The sequence below is a fragment of the Pseudogemmobacter humi genome (genome assembly GCF_900609055.1).
Taxonomy (GTDB): domain Bacteria; phylum Pseudomonadota; class Alphaproteobacteria; order Rhodobacterales; family Rhodobacteraceae; genus Pseudogemmobacter; species Pseudogemmobacter humi.
On record NZ_UXAW01000095.1, the window covers coordinates 1 to 17,820 of the forward strand.

The 17,820-nt window shown below is 66.4% G+C and carries 11 protein-coding genes and 1 pseudogene; 7 read left to right on the plus strand and 5 right to left on the minus strand.

Features of this window, described 5'->3' with window-relative positions:
• The 5 genes and pseudogenes from XINFAN_RS17375 to XINFAN_RS17395 all read right to left on the minus strand — a co-directional run.
• Window positions 1-445: pseudogene (locus XINFAN_RS17375) on the minus strand (AAA family ATPase); the annotation flags it as partial.
• A gap of 245 nt (window positions 446-690) precedes the next feature.
• Window positions 691-1,332, minus strand: a complete 642-nt coding sequence (locus XINFAN_RS17380; protein ID WP_124088138.1) for an OmpA family protein — start codon at window positions 1,330-1,332, stop codon at window positions 691-693.
• A 3-nt stretch (window positions 1,333-1,335) separates the two neighbouring features.
• Entirely contained in the window at window positions 1,336-2,730 is a 1,395-nt protein-coding gene (locus tag XINFAN_RS17385) for a type II and III secretion system protein family protein (RefSeq protein ID WP_124088139.1), read from the minus strand.
• 218 nt (window positions 2,731-2,948) lie between these two features.
• The gene (cpaB, locus tag XINFAN_RS17390; RefSeq protein ID WP_124088140.1) at window positions 2,949-3,785 is read right to left on the minus strand and encodes a Flp pilus assembly protein CpaB; all 837 of its coding nucleotides are present in this window, start codon (window positions 3,783-3,785) and stop codon (window positions 2,949-2,951) included.
• Window positions 3,786-4,061: 276 nt separating this feature from the next.
• Window positions 4,062-4,259, minus strand: coding sequence for a Flp family type IVb pilin (locus XINFAN_RS17395; RefSeq protein WP_124088159.1), 198 nt, complete (start codon window positions 4,257-4,259; stop codon window positions 4,062-4,064).
• 375 nt (window positions 4,260-4,634) lie between these two features.
• Between XINFAN_RS17395 and XINFAN_RS17400 the strand changes: the two genes are divergently transcribed.
• The 7 genes from XINFAN_RS17400 to tssC all read left to right on the plus strand — a co-directional run bounded on the left by XINFAN_RS17400 (window position 4,635) and on the right by tssC (window position 17,788).
• Window positions 4,635-5,504: a lytic transglycosylase domain-containing protein gene (locus XINFAN_RS17400; protein WP_124088141.1), complete on the plus strand. Its 870-nt coding sequence runs from the start codon at window positions 4,635-4,637 to the stop codon at window positions 5,502-5,504.
• Between the two features lie 610 nt (window positions 5,505-6,114).
• Complete coding sequence (locus tag XINFAN_RS17405) at window positions 6,115-7,839, plus strand: ShlB/FhaC/HecB family hemolysin secretion/activation protein (protein ID WP_124088142.1); 1,725 nt, start codon at window positions 6,115-6,117, stop codon at window positions 7,837-7,839.
• Window positions 7,787-12,670 (plus strand): two-partner secretion domain-containing protein, encoded by a 4,884-nt coding sequence (locus XINFAN_RS17410; protein WP_160144651.1) that lies wholly within the window; start codon window positions 7,787-7,789, stop codon window positions 12,668-12,670. The genes XINFAN_RS17405 and XINFAN_RS17410 overlap by 53 nt, the downstream gene beginning before the upstream one ends.
• Window positions 12,639-14,582, plus strand: coding sequence for a caspase family protein (locus tag XINFAN_RS17415; RefSeq protein ID WP_124088144.1), 1,944 nt, complete (start codon window positions 12,639-12,641; stop codon window positions 14,580-14,582). The genes XINFAN_RS17410 and XINFAN_RS17415 overlap by 32 nt, the downstream gene beginning before the upstream one ends.
• A 129-nt stretch (window positions 14,583-14,711) precedes the next feature.
• The gene (tssA, locus tag XINFAN_RS17420) at window positions 14,712-15,728 is read left to right on the plus strand and encodes a type VI secretion system protein TssA (RefSeq protein WP_124088145.1); all 1,017 of its coding nucleotides are present in this window, start codon (window positions 14,712-14,714) and stop codon (window positions 15,726-15,728) included.
• A 59-nt stretch (window positions 15,729-15,787) separates the two neighbouring features.
• Complete coding sequence (gene tssB, locus XINFAN_RS17425) at window positions 15,788-16,291, plus strand: type VI secretion system contractile sheath small subunit (protein WP_124088146.1); 504 nt, start codon at window positions 15,788-15,790, stop codon at window positions 16,289-16,291.
• A 3-nt stretch (window positions 16,292-16,294) separates the two neighbouring features.
• Window positions 16,295-17,788: a type VI secretion system contractile sheath large subunit gene (gene tssC / locus XINFAN_RS17430; RefSeq protein WP_124088147.1), complete on the plus strand. Its 1,494-nt coding sequence runs from the start codon at window positions 16,295-16,297 to the stop codon at window positions 17,786-17,788.
• The last annotated feature ends 32 nt before the right edge of the window (window positions 17,789-17,820 follow it).

Below are 17,820 nucleotides of genomic sequence, written 5' to 3' on the forward strand. Positions count from 1 at the left end.
GGACGGGGGCGGGCGCGGCGGGGGCGGGTTCCGGCTCCGGCGTGCGGATGCGCAGGACCGCCTCATGCAGCGCGCCGTCGGGCAAAGGGTAGGGGACGAAATCGTCGGCACCAAGCCGCATCAGCTGATGCAGCGCCATCGGGCTGATCTGACTGGCGACGAGGATCACCCGCACCCGCGCCTCGCGCGCGGCCCGGATCACGTCGCAGATCAGGCTCAGATCGCCCTCATCCTCGGAATCCAGCGCGATGGCGATGAATTCCAGATCCGCCGCCTCGGGCTGGCCGAGGAAGATCAGCGCATCCTCGAAGCCCAGATCGCCCCAGGCCTCGCCCATTTCCCGCTCCATCTCGTCGATGAGCAGTTCGAAATTCTGCACGTCGCGTGAAACAGTGCACGCTGCGACCGGTGCCGGATCAGGCTGAATTGTTGCCACGCTCGTCATCTCGCCTCACGTTCCTTGTCCGGCGATGCCATACGGGCGCAGACGTGCCGCATCCTGCGGCCCGACCCCTTGCAGCCCCGGACATCGGGCGCGCGGAGGATTCCGCGCAACCGTTCCCATCGCTGCAATCTGGGGGCCGAGTTTGGCGAGATTGGGGCCGAATTAGCGTCAATCTTAGGAATTACGGGTGCCCGGACAGCAAAAGGCCGGGCTTTCGCCCGGCCCTGTCTGCTGATTCGTCAGCCTTATTCGGAGACCTGCACCGCCACAATATTGTTCGACGGATGGATGCGTTCGGCCGACTGGGTGTAGTTGCGCCAGATGATCTGGGCATATTTGCCGTTCAGCACCAGCGGCGCGTCCTTCACGAAGCCCGAGACCTCGGTCACCGTGCGGCGGTTGCGTTCCTCGGGGGCGCTGGTCTGGATGATCGGCCGGCTCTTGCCGTAGCTGACCACCGCTTCGAGCCGCGACTTCGACACCCCGCGCGAGACGAGATAGCCGACAACCGCATTCGCGCGCCGCTTGCCGAGGCCGTAATTGTAGTTCTGGCTGCCGACCAGATCGGTATGACCGAAGACCTTGAACCGCACCTCGGGGAACTGGCGGATGAAATTGGCCTGGCGGTCCAGGATGGCGCGGGCCTCTGCGTCAAGCTGGGCGCTGTTGAAGGCGAAATTCACCGTGTCGGGCACTTCGGCGTTGAACCGTTCGGCCAGCGCGATGGTATATTCCAGCTGCCCCGTCTGGATCAGGGCATTGTGCATGGTGGCATTGCCGAACTGGCCCTTGTCGACCTCGCTTCCCATTTCGCGGTGGAAATCTCCGCTACAGGCGGCCAGGGCAAGCACAGAGACGAGGGCGAGGCGTTTCGAGATTCCCGTCATGGCTCACTCCATCACATAGCCATAGGAGGACGAGAAGTCCTGCCGCGCCACTTCGCCCGCGGCCCCCTTGGGCGTGCCGGCCACTTCGCCGAACAGGAACAGTTCGCGCTCGGTGGGGATGCGGACCCGGTCGGTCGGCAGCGCCAGCGCCTCGCCCCTGACCGGCGACACCAGATGCGGGGTGACGATGATCACCAGTTCCGACTGGGCGCGCTGATAATCCGCCGAACGGAACAGCGCGCCGAGGATCGGCACGTCGCCCAGCCACGGCACCTGGGAATTGGTGTTGCGGAAATCGTCCTGCAACAGGCCCGCGATGGCAAAGCTCTCGCCATCGCGCATCTCGACCGTGGTCGAGGTCTCGCGGCGCTTGAAGGCGTTGATCGCGAAGCCGTTGGTCTCGACCGAGGTGGAGGCGTCGAGCGAGCTGACCGCGGCGTTGATCTGAAGGTTGATGATGTCGCCGTCCACCACATAGGGGGTGAAGTTCAGCTCGACACCGAAGGGCTTGTATTCGATGGCGATGGCCCCGTCGCCGGCCGCGACCGGGATCGGATATTCGCCGCCGGCGAGGAACTTCGCCTCCTGGCCCGACAGGGCGGTCAGGTTGGGCTCGGCCAGCGTGCGCACCATGCCCTTGGATTCCAGCGCCTCCAGCAGCACCGCGAATTCCAGCGCCCCCGCGGTGAAGCCGAGGCCGAGCGCGCCATTGGCGGAGGTGCTCACCGGAGTGCCGGCAAACAGGTTGTTGATGCCGTCGATATTGCCGGTCGCGATCGCACCGCCCACGCGGCTGCTGTTCGAGTTGACCCCGATCGAGGCGTTGAGCCCCTTGGAAACCGAGCGCTGCATCTCGGCGAAGCGCACCTTCAGCATCACCTGCTGGGTGCCGCCGACCACCATCAGATTGGACACCCGGTCGGGCGCGTAGCGGCTGGCCAGATCCAGCGCGCGGTCGAGCTTGGCGGTGGAACTGACCGTGCCCGACAGCACGATCCCGTCGTTGGCGGTGCGCACCTCGATATTCTCGCCGGGCAGGATCTGGCGCAGCCGTTCCTTGAACTCGGCGATGTCGGGGGTGACCTGGACTTCGACGTTCGAGATCAGCTTGCCGTCCGGCGACAGAAGCGTCAGCGTCGTGCGGCCCGGGGCCTTGCCCAGTACATAGATCGAACGGTCAGAAAGCGTTGAGATATCCGCAATGCCGGGGTTCGCGATCGAAAGTTCCGCGAAAGCCACGTCGCTTTCCACGACGACGGCGCGGTTCATCGGGACGTTCAGTGCGCTGGCAGCCTGGCCCGACATGACGCGAAGAACTTCGGCCGATGCGGGATGCGTTCCAGATACCGCCACCGCAAGGCCGATAATGCCGGCCGCAAATGTGATCTTAATGCTCATGTGATCTGCCCTTTCGATCACGCCTCGTTACGGGTCTTGTCGCCCTCAGATTATGCCCAAAGTGCCGGAAGATGCATTTTTTTGCAAGAATCAAACCCTTGTCCGGGGTTTTTGATGTGGATAACCTGCAACAGGCAACCAATTCCAGGCAAAGCCCGCCAGGGCGGGCGCAAAATCCTGTGGTGCCCGCAGCCGGGCCGGGGGAAATTTCCGGCCGCTCAGTTGGTGCAGGGGATCGGGATTTCCAGAATCTCGCTGCCCTTGCGGGTTCTGATGGTGCAGACTTCGGCGGCTTCGGCCTGGACCGCCTCTTTGACTTCGACGCCGAGCAAAGCGTTGCGGTCGATCTCGACCAGCCCGTTTGCGGCATCCGCCGATGAGGCCACCAGCGACATCGCCAGACGTCCCGTCGCCTGGGCCTGGGCAAGCCGGGCGACCTGTTCCTTGCTGGCGGCGATGGTCAGGGTCTGGGCATCGCGGGCGGTATATTGCGACTGGTCCGAGGACTGGTCCACCGCGATCACCCGCACCGCGCTTTCGATCAGCCGGGTCACCTCGCCATTCCCCGAGGCGCCGGTCCAGTAGATGTCGATATAATCGTCGGGCATCACGAAACCCGAGACGCCGGTGGCGGTGCTGACGCGGACCTGGAAGGCGCTCATGCCGGGATCCAGCTTGCCCGCAAGCCCGGCCACCTGGCCCGGCTCGGTCACGCGGCTGGCCAGCAGGATCTCGTTCGCCTCGATCGAGCGCATGGCGAAGCGCTGCCGCTCGTTGTTTGGCGGAAACAGCACGGCCTCGTCGCTGAAGGTGCCGGTCGGCAGGAACTGTTCCTGGAGCCAGACCTTCCGGACGTTTTCCTTGCTGATCGGGTCGCCGTATTTGACCGGCTTCACCAGAGCATAGACCTGGACAAGTTTCCCGGTCGCCCTCTGCAGCTCAAGCGCGGCGCTCAGGCGTGCCTCGCTCTGGCCGATATAGCCCTGGGCCATATAGACCGCAAAACCCGCCAGGGCCACGCCAAGGGCCAGAACAAGGCCGAATATCGCTCGCATTCCACACCTCTTATGCTACCTGGCGGCATATGCCCCGGCCGCATCCGGGCCGCGATCCATAGTCCCGCACGGCGATCGGTTTCCCCGGGGCCGGCATTCGGCCAGCCCGGACCGCCACAGACCGTTCGCAGACAATTGCGGCGAAAGCAGGAGAAGCCCGCATTATTTTTGCGGCAGATACCGCTTGCCGCAAGGGCCGGTCCCGGCATCGGAAAAGCCGCGCCCCGCTGGGGCGCGGCCATTTGCCGGCAGATCGTTCGGCAAATCTGCCCGTGATTACTGGGGCAGGCCGGTCACGCCGATTTCCCAGCCGTTGAGTTCGGTGCCGATGTTGGCGGCCAGGCCCGAGATGCCCGGACGGATGGCGGCCATCACGATCAGGCCGAGGCCGACGATGGCGGCGGTCAGCACCACCCAGTCAACGGTCACTGCGCCGTCTTCGTCTTTCTGGAAGCGCTTCACGAGATTCATCATGGTCATGGTTCTGTCCCTTTCAAGGTGCTCAGGTTCACTCTTATCCGCCACGGGGTCTTTCGGTCGGCCTCTGTTCCGTTCCGTTGTTCCGCTCGGGATGGGTGTATATGGCCCCCCAATCGTGGCACCTTTGGGAAAGTGTCGGGGCTTTTTCGGGCCAGGGTGGTTCAGGGGCAGGAATTGCTGCTATCCGGCTGAAAATTAATGGTAAATAATTTGTATGGGTGTGTCGGACGGCTGTCGGAACCCGCCCGGCGGCGTGGCATTTCGATCAAATTGGGCAGATTTGCCACGATTCAGGGCCGAATCCGCTTTGTCGGCGGCGCGGTCTCTGCGATTCTTCCGGGAAAAGAACAACGGGCAGGCATCGTTCGGATGCGGATAACCACAGGCGTCATCGGGCTGATTCTGGTTGCGGCCGCGATTCCCGGCTCTGCGGCCGCCGAGCAGGAGGATTTCACCTTCCGCCGGGTCAAGGTCGGCGACATGATGGCGGGCAAGCGTATCACCGTGCAGATCGACCCCGCGGAACAGGCGCGCCGGCTGGCGGCGACCGCCTGGAAGGATCCGGCGCTGAAAAGCGCGGAAAAGCCGGCCGGAGAGGATGCGGCGGAACCGCAGGCGCCGGGGGCGGCGCCCGCCTCGGATTACGCCTGGTTCTGGGAACTGGTGCCGCCGGGCATCGCTCAGGGAGCGGGACGGTTCCCGGCCGCGATGGCGGCGCTGTCGCAGGGGCCGGGCGGTGCGCGGGTCGCCGCGCCGAGGATGCAGTCGATGCAGACCATGGCCGAGATCTACGGCCGCGACATCCTGCTGGCCACGGTGGGCACCGATGTCTCGCCCGCGCTGGTGCTGGCGGTGATCGGAATCGAGAGCGCGGGGCGCAAGGATGCGGTGTCCACGGCGGGGGCGGTGGGGCTGATGCAGCTGATCCCGGCCACCGCCGAGCGTTTCGGCGTCAGTGATTCGACCGATCCGGCGCAGAACATCAAAGGCGGCGTGGCCTATCTCGGCTGGCTTCTGAAGGAATTCGACAACGATCCGCTGATGGTGCTGGCGGCTTACAATGCGGGCGAGGGCGCGGTGCGCAGGAACGGCGGCGTGCCGCCCTATGCCGAGACGCGCGATTACGTGCCCAAGGTGCTTTCCGCCTGGCAGGTCGCGCAGGGCCTGTGCCAGACGGCGCCGGAACTGGTGACCGATCCCTGCGTCTTCAGGATCATGGCGGCGGGGACGGGCGGCTGAGGGCCGTGTCGAAGCCCGCTCCGGCACGGTTGGCCGCGGGACAGCTTCTCCACCGGCCAGACGGCGGCTTTTCGCAGGATCTGTAAACCGGAGTTCTGACACCGCCCTGGCGGGGCGGACCGGGCGACGGAAAGACAAGGCGGCACCGCTCTCTGCGGGGGACTATGGTCTTGCTTACGCCGATGCGCCCGGCAAGGTGAACCTGCCCACCGCCACCTCTGACGGTGCGATCCCGGTCAATCTGCTGCGGACCGGGCGGCAGGCCGATGCGATCCTGCGCCAGCGCGCCTTCAGCCCGGCCGGGATCGCCCGGTCTCAAACCTGGTGGCAGAGATGCCGCATGAACCCGATCCGCATCCCTATTGCCGCGCGGTATCGGGCGGGGTCTGGCCTGGTCAGGAGAGACCGTTAATCCCATGGATCCGAGCCGGGACGCCCGCTTTACCGGACATCTGAAACGCCGCCCCCGCAAGCCTCCCGGATTCCGGCCTGGAAGGGCGCGCAAATCAAATGACATGTGCAGGACGAAACATTTGCCCGAACGGCTCAATTGACGTAACGTCTTCGGTATTCACCACACAACCGGGCCTTCGGCCTCAGGCATGGATGCATGACGCTTTTCCAAAGGGCAATCTGCGCGGGCCTGCTGGCCGCTTCGGTTTTCAGCGTGACCCCGGCCATGGCGCAGACCGCCGGGCAGATCACCGAGGACAGCTACAGCCCGGCCCTGCAAAGGATGACCGGCTCGCTGGTGTTCTCCGGGGCGCCCGGGCTCGCTGCCCCCGCCGGGTCCGACCGGCTTTCGATTCAGCTTTCCGGCGTCAGCCTCCAGGGGGCGCTGCCGGGAACCGAGGCTGAGACCGAAGCCCTGCGCCGCCGCCTGACCGGCAAGCGGATCGCGGTGTCCGAGATCTTCGCCGCCGCCGCCGGGCTTGAGGCCGCCTATGCGCGCGAGGGCTATGTGCTGGCGCGGGTGGTCATTCCGGCCCAGACCCTGGTCGACGGCGGGGCGCTGCGGTTGTCGGTGGTGAACGGTTTCGTCGAGAAGATCGACACCACCGCCGTGCCGCCCGAACTGCGCGGGCGGATCGCCGGCCTGACCGATCCGCTGATCGGCCGCCCCGGCCTGCGCATGAACGAGATCGAGCGCCGCCTGCTGCTGGCGGGCGACGTGTTCGGCGTCGCGCTCGGCTCGGCGTTGTCGCAGGGCGGCGAGCCCGGCGGCACGGTGATCATCCTCGATCCGAAGTTCCGCTCGACCACCGGCTTCGTCGGCTTCGACAACACCTATTCCGACCGGCTGGGGCCGCTGAACCTCAGCGCGGGGGTGGAACTCAACGGTTATCTCGGGCGCGGCGAGGTGTTCTATTTCCGCGCCTCGGGCAATCCGCGCGCGGGTTCGGACGGCTGGTTCTCGGAAAATCCGCGCCTGCGCACCATCGCGGGCGGCGCGGTCTTTCCCCTCGGCAACGACGGTCTGACCTTCGGGATAGAGGCCGCGAGTTCCAGGACGAAGCCGGAAACCAGCGGCGCCACCACCACCTCGGAATTCGGGCGCGTCTCGCTCAGGCTGTTCTATCCGGTGATCCGCAGCGTGAAGCGCAACCTCTCGGTCCAGGCCGCGCTGGATATCCAGAGCGACCGCCAGGACCTGGTGACCGGGATCGGCGCGTTCGGCCTCTATCTCGACAAGACCCGGGTGCTGCGCCTCTCGGCCGATGCGTTCCGCCAGTTCGACGACGGCGGGGCGCTGGATGCCGGGATCATCCTCTCGGCGGGCGTGGACGGGCTGGGGGCGCGCAGCGCGGCAGATGCCGGGCCGCTGCTGCCGCTGTCGCGTGACGGGGCGGATGCCGATTTCCGCAAGCTGGAGGTCTCGTTGCGCTACCGCAGGCCGCTGGCCGAGAACTGGGGCATCTCGCTTGCGGGGCGGGCCCAGACCTCGTTCGGCGATCCGCTGCTGTCGGGCGAGCAGTTCGGCGTCACCACCTCGCAGGGGCTGTCGGCCTTCGACCAGGGCGATCTGTCGGGCGATTCCGGCTGGCTGCTGCGGGGCGAGGTCTCGCGCAGCTTCCAGACCGAGGCTTACGGCAAGCCGCTGCTGATCAATCCCTATCTCTTCGCCGCCGCCGGCGAGGTGAAACTGGAAAATCCGACCGCGCTGGAACACGCCAGCACCTCGGCAAGCTCTTTCGGCCTTGGGGTCGATCTTCTCCTCGTGCGCGATCCAAGGTTCTCCTCCGCATCGCTGAGAGTCGAATATGGCAAAGGAAACCGCAATCATGACGGCGAAGATCCTGAGCGTTTCACCATCGTCGGCTCTTTCCGCTTCTGAAAGACGCCGATTTTCCGGGCTGCTGGCGGCGCTGCTGACCGGCACCGCTCTGGTGCCATGCGTGGGCCTCGCGCAGTCTCTGCCCACCGATCCGACCGTGGTCGGCGGCAATGCCACCATCACCGCGCCGGGCGGCGGGCAGATGTATGTCGACCAGACCAGCACCATGGCGGTGATCAACTGGGGCAGCTTCTCCATCGCGCCGGGCAGCGTGTTCCTCGTCACCCAGCCGGGCGCCGATTCGGCGCTGCTGAACCGGGTGACCGGCGATGGCGTGACCCGGATCGACGGTTTCCTCGGCGCCAACGGCCAGGTCTTCGTGGTCAACCGCAACGGCATCGTGATCGGCGCCGAGGGGCGGATCGAGGCGGCGGGCTTCGTCGGCTCCACCCTCGACATCTCGACCGAGGATTTCATGGCGGGCCGGCTGCGCTTTGCCGGCGACACCCCCGGCGCGGTGGTGAACGAGGGCAGGATCGACATCATCCCCGGCGGCTATGCCGCGCTGATCGGCGGCCAGGTCACCAATTCGGGCACGATCAGGGTGCCTTTCGGCACGGTGGGCCTCGGCGCGGGACGGCGCGCGGTGCTGAACATCGGCGGCGATGAGTTCCTCCAGGTCGCGCTGCCGCCCGGGGACAGCGATGAGCTGCTGGCGCTGATCGAGCAGAGCGGCACGATCTCGGCCGATGGCGGCGTGGTCGAGATCATGGCCGCGGCCGCGCGCGATGCGGCGCGCAATGCGGTGAACCTGTCGGGCGTGGTCGAGGCGCGCACCGTTTCGGGCGTGTCGGGCCGGGTCACCCTGGGCGGGGGCGGCGGCACCGTCCGCGTCACCGGGCGGGTGGATGTCAGCGGCGGCTCCTCCGCGGTGATCGACAGCTCGCCCGTGCCACCGCCGCGGCCCGAGCGCGGCGGCGACGTGACCATCACCGGCGCGGAGATCGGGCTTTCCGGCGCCACTATTGATGCCAGCGGCACCGGCGGCGGCGGCTCGATCCGCATCGGCGGCGATTACCGCGGCTCGGGCGATCTGCCGCGCTCGGACCGCACCACCATCGACGCCACCAGCCGGCTGATCGCCGACGGGATCGGCGACGCCGACGGCGGGCGGATCATCCTCTGGTCGGACGGCACCACCTGGTTCGGCGGCTCGGTCTCGGTGCGGGGCGGCGATCAGGGCGGCGACGGCGGTTTCGTGGAAATCTCGGGCCGCGACTATCTGGCGCTGCGCAGCACCGATATCGATCTGGCCGCCCCGCAGGGCCGCGCGGGCGAGGCCCTGTTCGACCCGAGAAACCTGCGCATCGTCTCGGATGCGGATTTCAACGCGAGCGATCTGACCCATGTCCGGGCCAGCGACATCGTCTACATGCTGGAGATGGGCGGGTATTACAGCTTCGACACCAGCGACTACACTGGCAGCGACGAGGGCAATATCTACATCGACGCGCCGCTGTCCTGGACCTGGCCCTCCGGCGAGAGCAGCTATGGCAGCCTGTGGCTGAGCGCCGGCAACGACATCTTCGTTTCGGCGCCGCTGTCCTGGTCGGGCCCTGAAGGCTCGGTCAGCCTGGAGGCGGGCGGCGATATCCTGATCGGCGCGCCGATCAGCTGGACCGGCGAAAATTTTCTCGCGCTCTGGGCCGGCGATACCCTGACGATCGGCGCGGATCTGACCGGGCCCGGGGGCGGGCTGTCGGTTTCGGGCCAGCTTATCACCGCGACCGGCGCGGTGGATGTGGGCAGTTTCTGGCTGGAATACGATTCGAACTGGCGCCAGCTGGGGGCGGATCTGCCCGGCTTTTCCGCCATCGATTTCAGCATCTCTTCCAACGCCTCTTTCCTGCGGGCCACGGGTGGCGACGGCACCGCGGCCAGCCCCTATATCCTGACCGATGTCTATGGCTTGCAGGGGCTGGGCTCGGTGGGTTTCGATGCGGCGCATTACCTGCTGGGCAATGATATCGACGCCAGCGGAACGCGGTTCTGGAACCCCTATGAAGGGGTCTATCGCGGCTTCCTCTCCATCGCCGCCTGGGGTCCGGCGTTCTCGGGCAGTCTCGACGGAGGCGGCCATGCGATCACCGGCCTTCACCAGTGGGTCTCGGACCATGTTGCGGGCATGTTCGCCTATATCCAGGGCGCGACGCTGCAAAACCTGGTGCTGCGCGATTTCGATTTCACCTTCTGGTCGGGCCGGACCGAAGGCGGGGAAGACGAGACCGGCGGTCTGCTGGTCGGCGCGGCCCTGGGCGGCGGTGCGCGCAACATATTCAGCGACATCACCCTCTCGGGCAGTTTCGAGGTTAACGACGGCGGCTCGCTCGGCGGCAGCTATGGCGGCCTTGCCGGAGAGGCCCGGAACGCAACCTTCGACAATGTGACCTCGGATGCCGCGATCACCGTCATGGGCCTTGGCTGGGATCCCGATTCCCTGATCTCGGTCGGGGGCCTCGTGGGCGAGACCGGCGGGCTGAGCACGATCACCGGCAGCAGCTTTTCGGGGCTGATCGACATTCTGCCGTCGTCATACGGTTACGACTACTCACCGCCGGTCATGCTGTCCGCGCTTGGCGGCACCGCCTCGGCGGTGGGCGGGCTGGTCGGCGTGACCGGCGCGGGCGACACGATCACGGATTCGCAGGCCGAGGCAGAGATCACCCTGTCCGGCGAGGGCAGCTGGGTGGCGGGCGGCCTGATCGGCGAGAATGCGGCTACGCTTGCCCGGGTGTCCGCCGGCGGCAGCCTGACCATCACCCAGCCCGATATCGGCTCGGAGTGGCTGATCTACGCGGGCGGGATCGCGGGCTACAACCTTGGTTCGGTGACCGATGCGACGGCGCAGAGCCAGATCACCCTCACCCTGCCGGGCGTCAGCAGCGGCAGCGCCATGGGCGGGCTTCTGGGCTACAATTCGGGCAGCGTGACCGGCAGTTCGGCCACCGCCGCGCTGGATCTGAGCATCGCCGGCACGTTCTCGGCCGGCGGGCTGATCGGGCGCAATGCCGGAACCCTTGCCGCGAGCTTCGTGAACGGCGACGTCACGGTTGAGCTGCCGCGCACTCACTCGGAGACCTATGCCAGCATCGGCGGCCTCGTCGGCGAGCAGTCCGGCGGCAGCGTGAGCGATTCCTTCTCGGAGGCGGCGGTCAGCGTCACCGGCTACGGCACCACCCAGGTCGGCGGCGCCGTCGGCACCAATGCCGGCGCGATTGCCCGGGTGCGCAGCTCCGGCAGCGTCTTTGCCGATGTGGAGGGGCCCGGGGGCGGGCTGCAAACCTTCGGCGGCCTCGTGGGCTACAATTACGATTCCATTGCGGATTCCTATTCGCTGGCGCCGGTCACCGTGACGGAGGCCACGTTCGGCGGGGTGGGCGGGCTTGTCGGCCGCAATGTGGGGTCGGTGTCGCGCAGTTATGCGGCGGGCGCGGTCCTGTATTCCGGCACGTCGGAACTGGTCCAGGTCGGGGGGATGATTGGTGCGACCGGCATCGGCGCCTCGGTGATCTCCTCGTTCTGGGATACCGGGGCCACCGGCCAGGCGGTGTCGGCGGGCGGCATGGGGCTGACCACCGCGCAATTCCAGGATCCGGCGCAGTTCATGACAGCGGCGACCGGCTGGAGCTTCACCGGCACCTGGGCGCCGGGCCGCATGGCGGCGGCGGGTGTTTCGGCCATGTATCCCGGCCTCTACACCATCGACCGCGTGCTCTGGGCGGTGCCCGGGAATGCCAGCACCACCTACGGCCTCGGGCTGCCGGCCCTGAGCGGCGCGGTCTACGGGATCGGCCTCTATCTCTTCGGCGAGGAGGGCGACACGATCGATGCCACCGGGATCTTCAGCGTTCCCGCGGGCACCCGCAATGCGGGCAGCTATGCGATCTCGACGACGCCCACGCTGGTTTCGGCGGGCGGGTTGTCTTTCGCGGTTTCGGGTGCGGCGGCGACGCTGACCATCGACCGCGCCGCGCTGACCGTCACCGCGCGGGATCTCACCCGGATCCCTGGCGAGGATCTGACCTTCGGTCTGGACGATGTGACGGTCGCGGGGCTGCAATATGAGGATGCGCTGACCGCGGCTGCACTGAGCAGCGACGGCACCGCCCCCGAGGCGGAGCCCGGCAGTTATACCATCCTGGTGCAGGATGCGGCGGTGAGCGGCGTTGGCGGGGATGTTACCTCGAACTACGACATCACCTATATGCCGGGGACCCTGACCGTCGGGATGTCTGCCTCCGTTCCGCCTCCGGTGGTCGTCCCGATCCCCGGTCCGCCCAATCCGCCCGATGTGATCACCGGCGGCATTTTCGATCCGTCTCCGGTGGTTCCGGCCGTCGGCGGCAAGGTGAAGGATGACGGCGGGGACGCTCTGGCCGATCTGATCGCGGTTTCGGAAGAAGTCGAGGCGATGCTGGAATCCTGCTCGCAATCGGAAGGCCAGGCCGAGGATATCCTCGCCTGTCTGACCCGCGCGCTCGACCGCTATTCCTCGGCGCTGGACGAATTGTCCGCCAGCCTGCCGCCCTCGATGCAGTCGGTCTCGGCGATCCTGCGCACCGCGCGCGACGATATCGAGGCGGCGCGCGGCCGCGCCGTCGAACGGCTGGCCACCGCCACCACCGACGCCGAGCGCGACGCGATCCGCCGCGACGCCCTGGCCGAAGCGGGTGCGGTGCTGGACACCGCCCAGACCGAGATCCGCAAGCAGATCGGTCTGATCCGCGCCGAAGACCCCGACCTGGCGCGCGTTCATGCCCGGCAGGAACAGATCATCCTTGCCACTGTCGAGAAAGCAGATGTCGTTCTTGCACGTGCCGTCGGGCTTTAAGCCCGGCGGTCTTTTCTTCCGGCTGGCGGGGGCCGCTCTCGCGGTCGCTCTGGCCGCGGCACCGCTTTCGGCCGAGACCCGGCTGGCGCTGATCATCGGCAATGCCGGTTACGAAACCGCCCCCGCGCTGGACAACCCCTCGAACGACGCGAACGACATTGCGGCGGCGCTGAACGGGCTGGGGTTCCGGGTCATGCTGGGGATCGACCAGAGCCAGGACCAGATGGACACGCTGATCGGCGAGTTCGGCGCGGCGGCGGCCACGGCGGATGTGGTGCTGTTCTTCTTCGCCGGTCACGCCTTTCAGGTGTCCGAGCAGAATTATCTGGTGCCGGTCGATGTGAATCTGGCCCAGGCGGACCGGGTGGTCTCGCAGACGGTGCCGCTTGGCCGGGTGCTGGATGCTTTGGGGAAGGCGCCGGGGCTGAAGCTGCTGTTTTTGGACGCCTGCCGCGACAATCCGCTGGATCTTGACCGCGACGATTCGGGCGGGCTTGCGCGGGTGGGGAGTGCTGCTGATTTCCTGATCGCCTATGCGACCCAGCCCGGTGCGGTCGCCTATGACGGCGAGGGGCGCAACGGCACCTTCACCGAGGCGCTGCTGACCCATATCCGCACCCCGCAGCAGGATATCAGCGAGATGATGATCTCGGTCAGGAAGGATGTGGTGGCGCGCACCGGCGGCCAGCAGATTCCCTGGGAAAGCTCGTCGCTGACCCGGCAGTTCCGCTTCGACGAAGGCCCGCCCACCGCTTCGGCCGAGACGATCTTCTACCAGGTCGCGACCCGTTCGGCCGACCCGGATCTGCTGCGTCTGTATCTGGAGCGCTACCCGGACGGCGCCCATGTCTCCGAGGTTCTGGTGCTGCTCGCGGGGCGCAGCGAGGGCGGCGCGCGGCGCGGTCTTGGCGACAGCGACGGCGATCAGCTCTGGGATCTGGCGCAGCGCACCCGGCTGCGCACGCTGTTTGAAAGCTATCTGGCGCAATATCCCGAAGGTCCGCATGCCGCCGAGGCGCGGCGGATGGTGGCGGAACTGCCGGCCGACGAAGAGGCCGGCGCCGCGCGGCGCTGCGAGTTGCTGGCCACCCATCCGCGCGACCGGACTGAGACCACGCCGGGCGCGCCCTATGAACTGCTGGCGCAGAACGGCGCCCAGGCGATCCAGGTCTGCTCTCAGGCGATGGCGGATTATCCCGAACAGCCGAAATATGTGGCGCTGCTGGCCCGGGCCTATGCCGCCTCGGGGATGCGCGAGCGGGCGGTGGAACTGTATGAGACCGCGGCGAAACGGGGCGATCTGCGCGCCATGGTTTCGCTCGCGCTGCTGAAAGAGACCGGCGACGGCCTTGCGCAGGATCCGGCCGGGGCGCTGGCGCTCTATGAGCAGGCCGCCGCCGCGGGCAGCGCCGATGCGGCGATCAACCTGGCGGTGACCTTGCTGGAAGGCGGCGGCGGAGAGGCCGCGCGCGGGCTGGACCTGATGCAGCAGGCCTCGCAGGCCGGCTCGTCGATCGCGACCTTCAACCTGGGCGTTCTGGCGCAGGAGGGCAGTTTCGGCGACCCTGCCGACGCGCTGCCGCTCTTCGAGCGCGCCGCGCGCGAGGGCGAGGCCCGCGGCTACCGCGCCGCGGCGGTTCTGCTGGACGAGGGGCGGGGCGTCGCGCGCGATCCGGGCCGGGCGGCGGTGCAGCTTCTGCTCGGCGTGGCTTCGGATGATGGCGCGCTGTTGCGTGAATTGTCGACCCAGGCCGGGAACTGGCGGGCCGACACGCTGGCCTCGTTGCAGGAGCGGCTGGCGCGGGTCGGGCTTTACGACGGCCCGGCGGACGGCACGCCCGGACCCGCGCTTGATGCGGCTCTGGCGGGCTGGCGCAGTGGCGGTTTCAATGCGTCCGCGCTCTCGGGCTGAGGCGGCTCCGGCCTGCCGGTAAAAAGAATTATTGCAGGAATATATTTTCTTGACGCAGGGGAAGTTGGCTGTCAGCATTTCCGCGTTGGTGTGTAGTATCAAATGTAACGCTGGCCGAGCCTGAATTAGATGTCGCTTGCCACGCTTCTGGAAGCCCGGGACAATTCCGACCCGAGCGGCCCCGATCTTGAATATGACTCAGAGTTTCTGGCTTTGGAAAAAGCCACCCGGTTCGTGGGTGAGCGCCAGGCCGGAAATGAGATATTGCCCGCCGAGGATCCCGATTATCCGGCAGTGCAAAGATATGCTCTGGCCATTCTGGAGCGCTCGCATGATTTGCGCGCGGCGGTCTGGCTGGCGCAGGCGAAATTGCGGCTGGAAGGATTCGAGGGTTTTGCCGCCGCGCTGGAATTCATCCGCGAAATGCTGGATCGCTGGTGGGGCAGTTGTCATCCGCTGCTTGATGCTGACGACGACGACGATCCCACCGCGCGGATCAATGCGCTGCTTGGCCTTGTGGATCCCGACACCACTTTGCGCGGGGCGCTGCTGGCGCCGCTGGCGCAGAGCGTGACCTTCGGGCGCATCAATCTGCGCGATGTGCTGATCGCCTCGGGCGAGATCACCCCTTCGGACGGCGCCGGGGTGGATCCGGCTTCGGTGGCGGCGGCGCTGAAGGACACCGATACCGCGCTGTTGTCGGCACGGCTGGCCGCCTTGCAGAAGGCGCGGCAGGATCTGTCTGGAATCAACAGGATATTCGATGAAAAGACCCCGGGGCGGGGGCCGGATGTAACCCCGCTCGACCGTCATCTGCGCCGCGCGGTCAGCCGCATCTCGGAGGTGCTGGGGGGTGGGGCGGCCGCCGATGCCGATGCCCCGGCCGAAGAGGCGGGCGCCCCGGCTCCGGCCGCCGCGCGCGCCCAGGCGGCGCCCGGCACCATCAGTTCCACCGCCGATGTGCGCGCCGCGCTCGACCGGATCATCGCCTTTTACGCCGAACACGAACCGTCCAGCCCGCTGCCGATCCTGTTGCAGCGCGCCCGCAGGCTGATCGGTGCCGATTTCCTTACCATCATGCGCGATGTCGCGCCGGGCGGGGTGGACAATGTCCGCTCGCTTGGCGGTCTGACCGACGACGACTGACCCTGTTTCAGGGTGAACAATCCGGCATTCCGGGAAACCGGCCAATCAGGGAGTGACGCATGTCAAGTTCTCAGAAGTTCATTGCGCGCAACAGGGCGCCGCGCGTGCAGATTGAATATGATGTCGAACTCTACGGTGCCGAAAAGAAGATTCAAATTCCATTCGTCATGGGCGTCATGGCGGATCTCGCCGGTAAATCCAATGTGCCGCAGCCCGGAATTGCCGACCGCAAATTCCTGGAAATTGATGTCGACAATTTCGACAACCGGCTTAAGGCGATGGCGCCCCGCGCAGCTTTCAGCGTTCCCAATACGCTGACCGGGGAAGGCAATCTCTCGGTCGATATCACTTTCGAGAGCATGGACGATTTCTCGCCCGGCGCCATTGCGCAAAAGGTAGAGCCTTTGCGCAAACTGATGGAGGCGCGCAACCAGCTGGCCAATCTGGTCACCTATATGGACGGCAAGCCCGGCGCCGAGGATCTGATCTCGAAGACGATGAACGACGCGGCGTTGCTGCAAAGCCTTGCCGCCGCTCCGAAACCTGCCGAAACGGAGGAGTGATCCATGGCTGAGCAGGAAACCTCCGCCGCGGTTGCCGCAGGTGCCGCGGACGTCGCCGAAAGCGAGTTCGCGAGCCTTCTGAACAAGGAATTCAAGCCGCGCACCGATCAGGCCCGCTCCGCCGTCGAAGAGGCGGTGAAAACCCTGGCGCAGCAGGCCCTGGCCAATACCGGGCTGATCTCGGACGATGTGGTTCATTCCATCGAATCGATGATCGCCGAGATCGACCGCAAACTCTCGGCCCAGGTCAACGAGATCATCCATCACGCGGAATATCAGCAGCTGGAAAGCGCCTGGCGCGGGCTGCATTATCTGGTGAACAACACCGAGACCGACGAGCAGCTGAAGATCCGGGTCTTCAACATCTCGAAGAAGGATCTCGCCAAGACGCTGAAGAAGTTCAAGGGCGCGGCCTGGGACCAGTCTCCCTTGTTCAAGAAGATCTATACCGAGGAATTCAGCCAGCTCGGCGGCGAGCCCTATGGCTGTCTGGTGGGCGATTACTATTTCGACCATTCCGGCCCGGATGTCGAAATGCTGGGCGAACTGGCGAAGATCGGCGCGGCGGCGCATGCGCCCTTCATCACCGGCACCGACCCCTCGCTGATGCAGTTCGAGAGCTGGCAGGAACTGTCCAACCCGCGCGATCTGACCAAGATCATGTCGACGCCGGAATATGCCGCCTGGCAAAGCCTGCGCCAAAGCGACGACAGCCGCTATCTCGGCCTTGCGATGCCGCGGTTCCTTGGCCGTCGCCCCTATGGCGCCAGGACCAGTCCGGTCGAGGAATTCGCCTTCGAGGAAGATGTCTCCGGCGGCGATTCCTCCAAATTCGCCTGGACCAATGCGGCCTATGCGATGGCGGTGAACATCAACCGCAGCTTCAAGCTCTACGGCTGGTGCTCGCGGATCCGCGGCGTGGAATCGGGGGGCTCGGTCGAGGGGCTGCCGACCCATACCTTCCCGACCGACGACGGCGGCGTGGACATGAAATGCCCGACCGAAATCGCCATCGACGACCGGCGCGAGGCCGAACTGGCCAAGAACGGGCTGATGCCGCTGATCCATCGCAAGAACACCGATGTGGCGGCCTTCATCGGGGCGCAGTCCTTGCAGAAACCGGCGGAATACGACGACCCGGACGCCACGTCCAACGCCAATCTGGCGGCGCGTCTGCCCTATCTTTTCGCCACCTGCCGTTTCGCGCATTACCTGAAATGCATGGTCCGCGACAAGGTCGGCTCCTACAAGAGCCGCGAGGATATGGAGAGCTGGCTGAACAGCTGGATCCGCAATTATGTCGATCCGAATCCGGCCACCTCTTCCGAGAACGACAAGGCGCGCAAGCCGCTGGCGGAAGCCAGGGTCGAGGTGGTCGAGGTCGAGGGCAACCCCGGCTACTACGCTTCGCGCTTCTACCTGCGCCCGCACTATCAGCTTGAAGGTCTGAGCGTCTCGCTGCGGCTGGTCTCCAAACTGCCCAGCGAGAAGGCCTGATATTGAAGGCCTGGCGCGGCGAATGACCGTCG